16 protein-coding genes are annotated in these 11,596 nt (G+C 46.9%); 1 reads left to right on the forward strand and 15 read right to left on the reverse strand.

Features of this window, described 5'->3' with window-relative positions:
* Position 1: 1 nt before the first annotated feature.
* The 3 genes from ED901_RS01175 to ED901_RS01185 form a co-directional block, all read right to left on the reverse strand.
* Complete coding sequence (locus ED901_RS01175) at positions 2 to 457, reverse strand: hemagglutinin repeat-containing protein (RefSeq protein WP_162997797.1); 456 nt, start codon at positions 455 to 457, stop codon at positions 2 to 4.
* Entirely contained in the window at positions 448 to 1,404 is a 957-nt protein-coding gene (locus ED901_RS01180) for a hemagglutinin repeat-containing protein (RefSeq protein WP_240993854.1), read from the reverse strand. The genes ED901_RS01175 and ED901_RS01180 overlap by 10 nt, the downstream gene beginning before the upstream one ends.
* Before the next feature lie 365 nt (positions 1,405 to 1,769).
* The gene (locus ED901_RS01185) at positions 1,770 to 2,024 is read right to left on the reverse strand and encodes a hypothetical protein (protein ID WP_122094329.1); all 255 of its coding nucleotides are present in this window, start codon (positions 2,022 to 2,024) and stop codon (positions 1,770 to 1,772) included.
* 148 nt (positions 2,025 to 2,172) lie between these two features.
* On the opposite strand from ED901_RS01185, the gene ED901_RS01190 reads away from it, so the two are divergent.
* Positions 2,173 to 2,745, forward strand: a complete 573-nt coding sequence (locus tag ED901_RS01190; RefSeq protein ID WP_371414271.1) for an RNA 2'-phosphotransferase — start codon at positions 2,173 to 2,175, stop codon at positions 2,743 to 2,745.
* On the opposite strand, the gene ED901_RS01195 is transcribed toward ED901_RS01190, so the two are convergent.
* From ED901_RS01195 to ED901_RS01245, 12 genes are all read right to left on the reverse strand, one after another.
* The gene (locus ED901_RS01195) at positions 2,736 to 3,158 is read right to left on the reverse strand and encodes a hypothetical protein (protein ID WP_240993855.1); all 423 of its coding nucleotides are present in this window, start codon (positions 3,156 to 3,158) and stop codon (positions 2,736 to 2,738) included. The genes ED901_RS01190 and ED901_RS01195 overlap by 10 nt on opposite strands.
* A gap of 310 nt (positions 3,159 to 3,468) precedes the next feature.
* Entirely contained in the window at positions 3,469 to 3,849 is a 381-nt protein-coding gene (locus ED901_RS01200; protein ID WP_122094333.1) for a hypothetical protein, read from the reverse strand.
* Positions 3,846 to 5,339 carry a C39 family peptidase gene (locus tag ED901_RS01205; protein ID WP_122094335.1) on the reverse strand — a complete coding sequence of 498 codons (1,494 nt, stop codon included), beginning with the start codon at positions 5,337 to 5,339 and terminating at the stop codon, positions 3,846 to 3,848. The genes ED901_RS01200 and ED901_RS01205 overlap by 4 nt, the downstream gene beginning before the upstream one ends.
* Positions 5,340 to 5,455: 116 nt before the next feature.
* Positions 5,456 to 5,893: a hypothetical protein gene (locus tag ED901_RS01210; protein WP_122094337.1), complete on the reverse strand. Its 438-nt coding sequence runs from the start codon at positions 5,891 to 5,893 to the stop codon at positions 5,456 to 5,458.
* Positions 5,893 to 6,111, reverse strand: a complete 219-nt coding sequence (locus ED901_RS25010; protein WP_162997798.1) for a hypothetical protein — start codon at positions 6,109 to 6,111, stop codon at positions 5,893 to 5,895. The genes ED901_RS01210 and ED901_RS25010 overlap by 1 nt, the downstream gene beginning before the upstream one ends.
* Positions 6,112 to 6,240: 129 nt before the next feature.
* The gene (locus tag ED901_RS01215; protein WP_122094339.1) at positions 6,241 to 6,744 is read right to left on the reverse strand and encodes a contact-dependent growth inhibition system immunity protein; all 504 of its coding nucleotides are present in this window, start codon (positions 6,742 to 6,744) and stop codon (positions 6,241 to 6,243) included.
* The gene (locus tag ED901_RS01220; protein ID WP_122094341.1) at positions 6,744 to 8,123 is read right to left on the reverse strand and encodes a VENN motif pre-toxin domain-containing protein; all 1,380 of its coding nucleotides are present in this window, start codon (positions 8,121 to 8,123) and stop codon (positions 6,744 to 6,746) included. The genes ED901_RS01215 and ED901_RS01220 overlap by 1 nt, the downstream gene beginning before the upstream one ends.
* Positions 8,089 to 8,373: a VENN motif pre-toxin domain-containing protein gene (locus tag ED901_RS25275; protein WP_122094343.1), complete on the reverse strand. Its 285-nt coding sequence runs from the start codon at positions 8,371 to 8,373 to the stop codon at positions 8,089 to 8,091. Before ED901_RS25275 ends, ED901_RS01220 begins: the two co-directional genes overlap by 35 nt.
* On the reverse strand, positions 8,346 to 8,648 hold the full coding sequence (locus tag ED901_RS01230; protein WP_122094344.1) for a hypothetical protein: 303 nt from the start codon (positions 8,646 to 8,648) through the stop codon (positions 8,346 to 8,348). The genes ED901_RS25275 and ED901_RS01230 overlap by 28 nt, the downstream gene beginning before the upstream one ends.
* Positions 8,649 to 8,663: 15 nt before the next feature.
* Positions 8,664 to 10,133: a VENN motif pre-toxin domain-containing protein gene (locus ED901_RS01235; RefSeq protein WP_162997799.1), complete on the reverse strand. Its 1,470-nt coding sequence runs from the start codon at positions 10,131 to 10,133 to the stop codon at positions 8,664 to 8,666.
* 71 nt (positions 10,134 to 10,204) lie between these two features.
* Positions 10,205 to 10,501 carry a hypothetical protein gene (locus tag ED901_RS01240; protein WP_112151912.1) on the reverse strand — a complete coding sequence of 99 codons (297 nt, stop codon included), beginning with the start codon at positions 10,499 to 10,501 and terminating at the stop codon, positions 10,205 to 10,207.
* The coding region (locus ED901_RS01245; RefSeq protein WP_162997800.1) for a VENN motif pre-toxin domain-containing protein at positions 10,498 to 11,596 on the reverse strand (1,099 nt) is incomplete at its 5' end. The genes ED901_RS01245 and ED901_RS01240, both read right to left, overlap by 4 nt.

Below are 11,596 nucleotides of genomic sequence, written 5' to 3' on the forward strand. Positions count from 1 at the left end.
CTCACTTTATTACTGGAGTGATTACAAACTTAAAGTTTGTGACACCCGCATTAGTAAATACCTTCGAATAGTAAGTAGCTAGTTCCGGACTGTTCGTATGATAAATGGCACCACCATCAAAACCAGAAGAGTATTTCTTCGCCTGATCTACCATTTTCGTCTGTTCAGCTACTGCCCATGGCTTCGAGCCAGACATGCTTTCTGGATTCCGAATAGAGCTAGCCCAGTCGTCGACAAACTTGGCCTCAATAGCTGTAGGCTTGCCGCCAATAACAGCCACTTCATAGGCGACAACGGAGCTGCCCGCCACGGTCAGGTCGTGTCCCGCGCTGGCCGATAAATTACCGCCCGCGCTGACCGTGCTGGCCTGGCTGTCGGTGGTCTGTGTACTGCTTTTCGCCGTGGTTTTGCTGGTGCTGAGCGCATTGCCGGTGATGTTAACGTCGTTCAGCGCCACCAGTTGCAGGTCACTGCCCGCCGTGAGCCGGCCAGCGCGCCGGAGATAGCCGTGCCCGCCGTCCAGAACGGGCTGCCAATACCGTATTTTTGCTCTGCAGCGATATATTCCGGTGAGTTCTCCAGCATCTTCTGCTGGTCTGCCTCCGAAGCATGACTATACGCATCGGTACCCGACAAACGTGCAAGCGCATCACTTTTGGCGTTGACCTGCGCCTGCAGCACCATGTTCTGCATCGTCTGCGCGCCAATCTCGCTGATGGCCTGAGCGACTGCCTGATTTTCTTCTATTTTTTGTTTGTCAAAAATCTTGTCGATATGCCCGTTGGCGTTCTCCGTATCACGGCTCAGCGTACTCACTTCCTGTGTTTGCTGGCCGGTATCACGCACCGTAATACTGCCAGCGGCAACCGCAGAGCGGGTAGTACCCGATGCGCTGCCGCTAGCGTTGGTCATCACAGGCAGAACGCCGCCGACATTCTTCGCTTTAGCATTATCATTCGAGAAACCGGCGCTGACCCCAACGCTGCTGGCACTGTAGCTCGCCTTGTTCTGGATATCGTCCCAGCCCAACGTCTCGGTATTCAGGCTGTTATTGGCCGCATCAGCGGTCGAGGCAATCGCGGCACCGTTCAGTTGCGTATGGTCACCGACGTAGATGTCATAGCCCTGATTACCGGCAAACAGCCCGCTCTGGTCGCCCACGCTGGCGTATTCACTTTGGGTTTTAGACTTGCTCATACTCAGGGAAGCGGAGCCGGTCATCGACCCAAAGGTGAAGCTGAATCCACCGCTGATGCTCTGCTGTTTACTCTGGTAGTCGTCGGTATCCTGCTGACTGATGAGTGTCAAATCACGCCCGATATTTGCCGTGATTTTATCGCCCAGCGCCTGCGCTCTGGAGAGTACGGTGTCACGCCCGCTGCTTAACGACAGATTGTCAGGCATCGCAGAATTATGGGAACCAGCAGTAACAACCAAGCTAACAGCAAATAAGAAAGGCTACCGCAGATAAAACAGTACCGGCGCAAGGCCGGTGTTGAGGATTAGTAATGATCAAGAAAACTCTATTTTACAATTTGACAGAGGGTTCGAACGGCCATCGGAAATAACAAATGGATCATCTTCTATTCGATATCGGTAGACCTGCTATCACTCACAGAAATTGGGATGTTGGTTTCCGGTTCAGAACTGCGCCTTGCACAAACTGAATTTTTAAATATTCTATTGCTAACAGTTTTCGATTATTTTTGGCTTTTCAGGTCCACACCAAATTATTTTTCGATAAACCCCAGCCAGCATTTTTTGATCCCTTAATAACTCAAACACGTCGGCGGGACACCAATCTGGTCCAGCCGAAAAAAAATCCCTGCATCTCGTAATTTTTCGAATAGCTTTGCCTTAATGACTTGATCGGGAGCCATTAATGATAGTGTTTTTTGTTCCTTGCCGGACACAGCGACGAATCCTAACTCTTCAAGAAGTTCAATCACACTATCATCTAGGACTTTTACTACTATTTCCGATAAAGCGCCTTCGGAAACAAAGGCTTTCGTAACAGAACTCATTTCACTATCACCGTAGTAATGGTTTTCACTTTCGCTGAATCAACCGTCGAAATTGATTCGATAACCATCTCCGGACGTCTATTTAGTGCGCATTACAAACGTGGCAGAGATGTGTTTTGGGTGTGCTAATATCTCAGGCATCGCACCCATGGCAAACATAATTAGGGCAATCATGGACAGCAAGACACTCAACGAAACAAGTAAATTTCTAAGTTATATTTTACGTCATAAACCTGACACCATCGGATTGCAACTTGATATAGAAGGCTGGGCAGACATCAATTCTTTGATTATCGGCGCGGCGAAAGAAGGCCGCGTACTTGATCAGACAATAATTCAGACAGTAGTAAATAGCAGTGATAAGCAACGTTTTACTCTCTCCGAAGACGGCCAGTGTATTCGTGCAGTTCAGGGACATTCAACACCAGACGTGAACCTTCAACATATAGAGAAAAAACCGCCAGAACTCCTCTATCATGGCACTGCAACACGCTTTCTTGAATCTATTCTTCAGCAAGGATTGATTGCAGGTTCACGTCATCATGTGCATTTATCGCAAGACATAACCACAGCCGTAGCTGTCGGACAGCGATATGGAAAGCCTGCGGTGCTAAAAGTTGAAGCCCTGCGGATGCACCAACAGGGATTCAACTTTTTTCAGGCTGAGAATGGCGTATGGTTAACGAACCATGTCCCCAATTTTTTCATATATCAGGAATAGCCTTTGTCTTTGTCTTCGACTTGCTCGGCTTTATAGCGGGAAGACTCTTCTTTGGCAGCACTGAACCATTCAGAGAAACCAGAATAAGACAAATTATCCCAAGGACTTAACTTCGGTTTTGAATAATCATAAATCCGGACACCCGTAGTGCCTTCCTTGCCTCCCCCATCAAAACAAGCAAGAACAACCCAGCCATCATTATACAGCCCTGACTCATCTTGAATAATTGCAAAGGGAACCACGGCAGCCCCTGAAAACTTCAAAAGCATCGAGCTGTAATAAAAAAGAGAGGTCGCCATATCTTTCGATAGAAGCCGCCAAGGCTTTATATCTAAAAACTCATCAGCTAAAACCACATCTAAATAACCAACAGGGAATTCAAAACTATTGGGTAAAATTGGAAGGTCGTACAAAAAAGGCTTCATTATTTAGTAGCAAATCGCCGTATGTGTAATTTTCACCCGTTTCTCCGTCATTTTTATTGAATGAAAAGCTATTTTGCGAGAACCGAATATCATCAGCCGCATGGAATGTGACACTGCCAGCGCCTTTTGCACCCACATCGGCAGTAACTGACGTCGCTTTTCCTACTCCGCCAATCCCCGCAACTCCCACCTGCGCTAGACCATAAATTCCCGCTGAGTAAGCAGGTGAAACACCTAAATCTTCAAGTCACCACGCACCAATGATTTCTGAATGACAGTCTATAACAAAGAATCGTTTTTAAAAAACATCATTCCAATCTAAAAGATTCCTATTTGACATATCGAGATGAACTTGCACCCAGTTATTTTCACTCTTAATAAAGATCTCCTTTAAATACAGCACGTTATCCTTACTTAATGGCTCAGTCAATATATACCCCTTAACTTTTACCGGATGAAATAGCAGAGGCCCCCCGCCATTAAATAATATCCTCCCATCACTTTTAAAAATATCTAATAGACCTTTATTTTCAATTAACAACCTAGGAGACTTTAAGTACTCACTATTTTCATCATAATCAATTAAATAAAAATCCTCACCTATACTTACTAACCAAGCAGATAAAGATATCAGCTCATTCTGTATGGATGATTTTATTAGCTGATTTATACTCATCATTTTAGTGTCACCCCATTACCAGTCATCTTACTATATAAAAAATCGGCTCTAATACCAGCAGAACCATTATAAGGATCTCTTATCATATAGTACCCAACTCCGTCAATCTGCTTGTAAGAATCAACTACAATGAAATGCCCTTGACCGCCAGCAGTTATTGCCACTATCGATGGTATATTATTTGAACCTAACTCTTTCAATTGATTAGGAGTTAAACTTGTTGTTGCTGTGTTTTCAATTCCATTTTTAGATAATACAGCACCTATTTCGTTAGCATTAACTCCTGTAGGTCTGATATTATTGAACTGTTTAACAACCGAATCTAAATCGACCACATTTCCATTATTATCACTGATAATCATAGCACAGCTCGTTGGACCACATAAATTACTCCCCCCAGAAAAATGAGATGTTTGATTAATATATGATCCCTCAGGATTATATCCTATCTTAATTTTAGCTTGGTATACATCTCCTGTTCCAGCCCCATCAATTAAATTTCCAGCATCTACTTTTGTCGTGCCCGATAGTACACCGGTTCGAGCGTCTAACCCCGATGCACCAATTTGAGTCAGGCCGTAAATCCCTTCCGAGTACTCCGGAGAAACGCCCAACCCTTCAAGCAAATACGCGCCACTGGTTTTCTGACTGATGCCTGACAGGAAACTGTTAGCACCCGCATTAGCCGTATCTATACCTGATGCTGCCAGATAGCTGCCAGCCAGACAAGCCACGCCGGTCGTGCACATTGCTATGCCGCCCAGCGCCTGCAGCTCTCCTCCGGTGGTTTGCGCCAAACCACCTAAACGCGTCCCCACACCGTAGTGGGATAGCGCATCCCCGGTTTGATCACTAACCGAATACCCGAACATCGGCAAACTGGCGCTGGCATAGCTACCCATTGCATAGATCAGTTGGTTGCCGCTCTGTGATGCGAGTAGCGTACGCTCACTGGCATAAGCATCACTGTTACCTAACTGCTCCAGCGCCTGCGCTTTCACATAATCCGCAGAACCTTCCGCAAACTCAGCGGAACATTTCACCAGCGCACAGGCCGCCGCTTTCAGACGCGCTTCTTTATCTTTATCCCCCCCGGACAGTTGCTGGATGCGGGCTACTTCATCCGGGTGTAACTGGCGGTTATAGCGTTCAGCAGCCAGTGAGACGGCTGCGCCGGACTGTGCACCGGTCGTTCCGCCAATAATTCCGCCAATTGCACTACCACTTAACGTGGCGGCCCACTGGGTGATAGCCCCTCTTTCATTGCGGTCCAGTTGTGTGTTGTTACTCAGATAAGTATCGACCATCTGACTAAACGCTTCGCTGCTCATCCCGGCCAACCCGCCAGCCAGCGCATTGCCGCCGCCGAAACTCGCCTGGATTGCACCTATCACACCGTGGATCGCGGCTTTTTCGGGGCTATTCGGTCCCCAGCCCATCGCCTCACCAAGTTCACCAACAGCCAGTTCGCCATCTGCATTGGCCTTCAAACCCCTCAGCCGTGGTTACATTACCGTGACCGTGGAACCAGGGCTTCTGGTGATCCAGCCTGTGGCTGCTAAATAACAGGTAAAATACCCCGGCTCACGAATGGCCGGGTTATTTACTATTCAACCACAGTTATTTGTGTATCTAAGGATAAAACGCTGGCTGGTAATGTATGAAGGATAACTTTTATTTTTTCAGGTATACCCTTATAGCTGATTCCTATCTTCGGCTTTGCGATCAACTTATAATTACCATCATCTTTAGCATCATGACTAAAAAGCCCTCGCTCAGCCATATCAATAAACGATTTTAAATACCTATTGCGTTGATCCTCATTGGAAAAACTGGGTAAGTTGCCTCCAACAATCTCAATCTCTGATACTTTATCAAAAGAATGAAAGTAATCATAAATTGCTTCATAATTTTCTGTCGAACTCTTCACCGATTCAGGAACTATACCTTTCCCACCAGTTGCAAAATGAGCAATATAACCATCCTGATAAGCGGAAAACCAATCTAAATCATTGGACTCAAGAAACTCTTCATCCATTTCCATTATTCTGCTCCAAACATATTGGTACAGTTTTCACAACGAGGAACAACCTCACCTGTTCTCGGGCGAAGAGCCGGAGTGAACTGAATATCTTTAATTTTTAAGTTGGGATTGCTCAGAAGTAATTCATTAGCAGCCCTAAATTCGGCACAACGACCTAAGGTATTACCGCACGCAGTTTTTACTCCTAAACCACCAAGCTTATCTGCATAGGATTGCAATTACCACCGGGCTGAAGCTAGAGGTTATCACGCAGCCGGGACAGCTGATCATCCAGCTGGCGACTGAAGAGTAATTAGCTGACGTATAACATAAAACCCCGCCCAAAAGGGCGGGGGCTTTTTATTAGATTAACCTTTGCAGCGACTGAGGGCTAACCGCAGACCTGCGCCTATTTCAAACGTAGTGCTATCGGCACAAAGCACAACATAATCGGTTTCATTGAACCTATCACCACTCCAAGCTTCCAATTTTTCATGGAATGAAGGGCGAATAGTTATTGTATTATTGACCAAATGGACACCACATTTCCGCATGTTTTTGAATAATGCACTTTTAGTTTTATAGTCATATTTATCCATCAGCATTGCTATCCATATTCTATATTTTTCTTTACCCTTCTCTGGGTCAAAAAATGCTGCACGCTCTTCGCGATCAGTCAAACTTCTACTATCTGATAATGCCTGTAATATTGTCTCACCAATAAGTCCCTCTTCAGCATCGGGAGAGAGTAGATGGGATGGATACAAAGGATCTCTTCCGATCATGCCTAGTCCGGAATAGGTGTCGATACACAAAAAGGCATTTGTAATAAATACATTAGCCCAATAGTCCTGATTTAGATTAAATTTCATTATTTCACCTGTGTCACAGTCACTTTAATGCCTAGACTTTCTCCATATACAATAGCACGGTTTATTTGTGTCCATTGGTCAGAACTCGTCTTATCTGGAATAGCTAGTTTGATTTCTCTAGTTGAGATCATAGAATTATTTAATTCCACTCCAGAACGAGATGCTTCTTTAAATCCAGCAGCATCATCAATATTTTTCTTAACCGAGCTGTAGAGCTGGTTTGGTCGATTAAGCCGGGACATGGTCTGCGTGTCCAATGATTTTACACTGTAAGCTGCTTTGGAAGAAGCATCATAATAATCGAATGTTTTAAATCCTACAGGCAAACGATCCGCCGTACCAGACAGCGTAGTTCCCACATAATCCTCCCACGGCATACCTTGTTTTATATTACCCTCTCCCCATTGCATGCCTATTTCGGAAGCTTTAACCGTCGCCGTCGCCGTATTACGGCTCATAAATGAAATTGCAACTTTGGTTAAATCTTTGACCAACAGCCCACCGGAAGCAAGCATAGCCTGATTTTCCGGATCAGACACAAATGCAGAAAATTGTATCCAGCCTGGCGTATTAGCATCGATTTTTGCAAGATCCTGTCCATTCCACTGCTGAACATAGGCTTTGGCTTCTTCATTGGTCATCACATCAACACCAGCGCTGCTCAACCAGCCCGGGCGCTTCGCCATTTCTGTACCACCTTCGGCAACTTCCTTATCCCACGCGACTGCCCCTGCAGGATTGTTAGCTAATGTATCATCGAGATTATTGCTTTGCTCATCACTGACTTTCTTCCACTTATCAATCACTGCCGTACAGTCACCACCGGAAGCTTTGCAACTCTGCATTTCTTTATCGAAAGTGAGCGCCTGATTTGCACTTAAATAGTTATTCTCCACCGCCGTCTTCCCTGCAATCCCCCCAGTCCCTGCTGCAACAGATGAATTCCCCGCCACGCCGCCCGCCAGTCCTGCGGCCAGCGTGCTTAAGGCACTCACATTCGCCTTTTGCTCATTCGTCAGGTTTTCCGGTTTTACCCCCGGATACAGCTCTTTCGCAATCAGCTGCGCCGCCAGTTCGCCGGTCGCCGCACCCGCTGCGCCGCCGGTCACGGAGCCGCCCTGCAGATAGGCAACTACCGCGCCGGCAAGGGCGTGCCCCGTAATATTCTCAGCCTGATTAACGTTGCCTTTGGCGTCTGTGGTCGCCGCCTTCACCGCCAGGGACAAATAAGGTGCCAGCCCGCCCGCCAGTGCCTGACTCATGTCACCACCGGTTAAGCCTGCCAGCGCGCCTGATATCGCCGTGCCCGCCGTCCAGAACGGGCTGCCGATGCCGTATTTCTGCTCAGCAGCAACGTTTCCCGGCGAGTTCTCCAGCATCTTCACAGGCAGAATCGCTCTGGCACTGAGTTATCTCATGAGCACGCGCTTTGTTGTCCGGCAGACTCAGCGCATTATTCTCAAGCGCATTCTTACCAGCCTGTGCACCTTCTAGCGCATTGGCACTGCTGTCACCGGTAATCACGCCAGCAAGACCCGCTGACAAGGTTGATATCGCAGCTACCCGGTCACTACCTCGACCAGATTGTCCGGAGTTTAGTATTATGATTTTATAGTAAAAGAGATAAATAAATTATCGCCTTTCAAGCCATTAATATGCTCTTTTGCATATTCAGTAGCTTCAATTGGATCAGATGAGGAGCTGAACCAATCTGCATAAAAGTTATTCATACCCCCATCACTTCCACGCTGATAAACATCACCACCTAAAACTAACCAGCCATTTTCTTTAAAAATATCAAGAGCATCATTTGATGAAGATATAGGCAACACTGCCTCATTTAAACCATTTTCAAGTAAGCTATGTCCGCAACGGGCATATAACTCTAAAATTTTTCCAATCATAACTTATAGCCCTCTTTATTTTTTATCCTGAACAAAAAGTCGATGATTAATCGTCCCATCTGGATTTCGTATATATTCGAAAACACCTTCACTTCCTCTGTAAGTACCAGGTATTTCGAGCTTCCAACGCTTGACACCATCACCACCAGTGATCTCGGATACCGTACCTTGTCCAGCATATCCCTCGACTGATTCAGGGAAAGAATGATAATCTCCCGAAGATGCTTGTTGGCGTACTTTATCGGTATATGTTGTACCATCTAAAAAATTACCCGCATTAATCCCATCCTGTGACTCTGATATATAGTTCGAGTCATTCTTATCTGCTAGCGCAGGTCTAGGATTAATATAAATACCATCGTTCTTACCGGGCTGGCTTTCCGGTGAAATAGTAATCATGCCTTTATTATCACCAGACAGATCCGGCGTAATCAGTGAAGTCCCTTTGTTCTCGTCCGGAACCGGATTAAACAGGTTCCCTCCCGTCAGATCATCATTCACCGGCACGGTTTGAGTTTTGCTTCCTGCACCGTCTGTGTGTTGCTGGTTCTGCGCCGCAACTATCGCCATTATTACACAGACATCATTCGCCAGACAGTTCGCACCCAGCCCCTGTTTCACGGCTTTCGTTAGCGCAGCCTGATCATTCGCATTACCTTTACCGCTTTCGGCTATCGCCGCAGAGCTCAGGGTTTCATACGCTAGCATCTGCTGAACTAACCCGATACCGACCATGTTATTACTGATTTCATTCTGGCCAGCCTGCGCCCCCACCATCGCATTAGCCGAGTTGTCGCCTGCCAACCCGCCAGCCAACCCTGCCGCTGCGGTTCCCAGCGCAACCAACGTTTGTTTCTGGCTTTCACTTAATTGGCTTACTGGAGTATCACCATACAACGCAGTTTTTATCGCTTCGCCCATTAATGCCATAGTCGCAGCACCCACTGCCCCCGCAGCGGCAGAGTTACCTTGTATTGAGGCCAGTGCGCCAGCTACGACAGCATGGGCCATTACCCGACTGGCTTCATCCGGTGCAATCTCCTTGATAACTTCCGCCAGATACGGTGCACTCCCGCCTGCAATAGCCTTGGCTAAATCCCCACCGGCCAGCCCCTGCATTACCGCCGTGGCAGCCTGTAATCCCTGCTGAATAGCACTGCCCGTACCGTATTTCGCCATTTCAGTTTTGTAGCTGTCGGTATTTTTCAGTGCAGTAACATAAGCATCACGCTCTTTCTCCGTAGCTTCCGGCCCCGGTTTTTTGATCCCAGGGTTGTCGGCATGAGCCTTTTCCAGCCCGTTGATATCGCCCTGCGTTCGCGCAATATCCATCACCTGTCCGCCAATTTCCCCGATGAGCTGAGCCTGTTTTAAACGGTTCTGCTCTTTTTCCTTATCAAATATCGGGCTGATGCTGTCGTTGGCATGTTCCGTGTCGCGGCTGAGGTCTTTGATATTTTGCTGCTGAGCCGCGGTGTCACGCACAACGATAGTGCCGTCCGACACGGCTGACTGACGGATACAAAAATCCCAGCTCAGGGGCCGGGATTAATCGATTAATAATCAGAGTAATATGTAATCTGGTAGGCATCCCCTAATTCGACCTGAAGACATTTAGCGAGTTCACCACCTTCATGGATAAAAGTTAGTTGATCTTCCTTTGTCGCAAAATCTGACGACGCTGGATCTTCATCATTTAATATTGAGTCATATTTTTCCGACCAGTTATTAAGCCTCTCCTTTAATTCATCTGAAAGAGGTAAACTTTCCGGATCAATATTACCAACCTCTCCTGGAGAGTTATTCCACAGCGGAAAGGAGTAATAATCTGCCATTAACTTTATTATTTTCATTTTACTCTCCCGGTAGGATTAGCACCTACCATAAAACCATTGCTAGACACAGTAATTGCGAGGCGGTGAACTTCACCATTTATGACAGTTTCATATATAGGACGCCCTGTACCTTTCCCTTGATACCCAACAATATTCCCTTCTGAGACAGCTTTCATCACAACGTTAGGAATTTGTGCTTCAGATACACCGATATTCGCAAAGTCTTTTGCATGTTCGTCGATGATGTGCTGCAAACCGGCTTTGCCATTACCGGATTCGAGGAAAATGATTTTCCCATCAGAATTTTTTGCAACTTGTACAATATTTTCAGGTGTGTATTTTATCCCCTGAGAAGACATTTCCTTCAGCAACGACGCTTTTACATTGGCTTCTGTACTTATATTTCCTAGTTTACTTGCTGCCGCGCCACCCATTATCGGCGTTACCGAAGCAATAATGATATCCATTCCCTGCTTCGTTTCGGCGTAACCTTCCGCAGTTTTACGGTCTACCCCCAGAACATCCATTGCATATTGCGTCAGCGCATCCTTTACCTGTTGCTGATTCTGCGCATCAACGCTCGTGATATTCAATAGATTAACTATTTTCCCGTACGAGTCCGCGTACATATCACTGATTTTATTGTTATATTGGCCGGTTTCGTACTCGCCCTTAGCCGCTATAACTTCAAGTCTTGCACTGGCACACCCCGCACTTCCGGCCTTGCCATTACTGCACGCATCAATAACCTTTTTGTCGCTGGCGATATCTTTCTCACGCAGGTCGTTTATCTGTTGCTGTGCCTGCTCACGCTCCACCGGATCTTTAATGTTCTGGAGTTTTTGCTTCGCCAGCTCCAGCTTCGTCTTTTCTTCCACGCTGAGGAAGTTATTCTCCACCGCCGTCTTCCCGGCAACCGCACCTGTCCCTGCGGCAAACGACGAATCCCCGGCTACGCCGCCTGCCAACCCGGCGGCCAGCGTGCTCAAGGCGCTCACATTCGCCTTTTGCTCATTTGTCAGGTTTTCCGGTTTTACCCCCGGATACAGCTCTTTCGCAATCAGCTGTGCCGCCAGTTCGCCGGTCGCCGCACCCGCTGCGCCGCCGGTCACG

The sequence above is a fragment of the Rahnella sp. Larv3_ips genome, assembly GCF_003697865.1.
GTDB classification, from domain to species: Bacteria; Pseudomonadota; Gammaproteobacteria; order Enterobacterales; family Enterobacteriaceae; genus Rahnella; species Rahnella rivi.

Excerpts from the sequence above, each read along its gene's own strand:
- ED901_RS01180 (WP_240993854.1), bottom strand. The coding sequence starts at position 1,404 with ATGCCTGACAATCTGTCGTTAAGCAGCGGGCGTGACACCGTACTCTCC.
- ED901_RS01185 (WP_122094329.1), bottom strand. The coding sequence starts at position 2,024 with ATGAGTTCTGTTACGAAAGCCTTTGTTTCCGAAGGCGCTTTATCGGAA.
- ED901_RS01190 (WP_371414271.1), top strand. The coding sequence starts at position 2,173 with ATGGCAAACATAATTAGGGCAATCATGGACAGCAAGACACTCAACGAA.
- ED901_RS01200 (WP_122094333.1), bottom strand. The coding sequence starts at position 3,849 with ATGATGAGTATAAATCAGCTAATAAAATCATCCATACAGAATGAGCTG.
- ED901_RS01210 (WP_122094337.1), bottom strand. The coding sequence starts at position 5,893 with ATGGAAATGGATGAAGAGTTTCTTGAGTCCAATGATTTAGATTGGTTT.
- ED901_RS01215 (WP_122094339.1), bottom strand. The coding sequence starts at position 6,744 with ATGAAATTTAATCTAAATCAGGACTATTGGGCTAATGTATTTATTACA.
- ED901_RS01220 (WP_122094341.1), bottom strand. The coding sequence starts at position 8,123 with ATGCTGGAGAACTCGCCGGGAAACGTTGCTGCTGAGCAGAAATACGGC.
- ED901_RS01230 (WP_122094344.1), bottom strand. The coding sequence starts at position 8,648 with ATGATTGGAAAAATTTTAGAGTTATATGCCCGTTGCGGACATAGCTTA.
- ED901_RS01240 (WP_112151912.1), bottom strand. The coding sequence starts at position 10,501 with ATGAAAATAATAAAGTTAATGGCAGATTATTACTCCTTTCCGCTGTGG.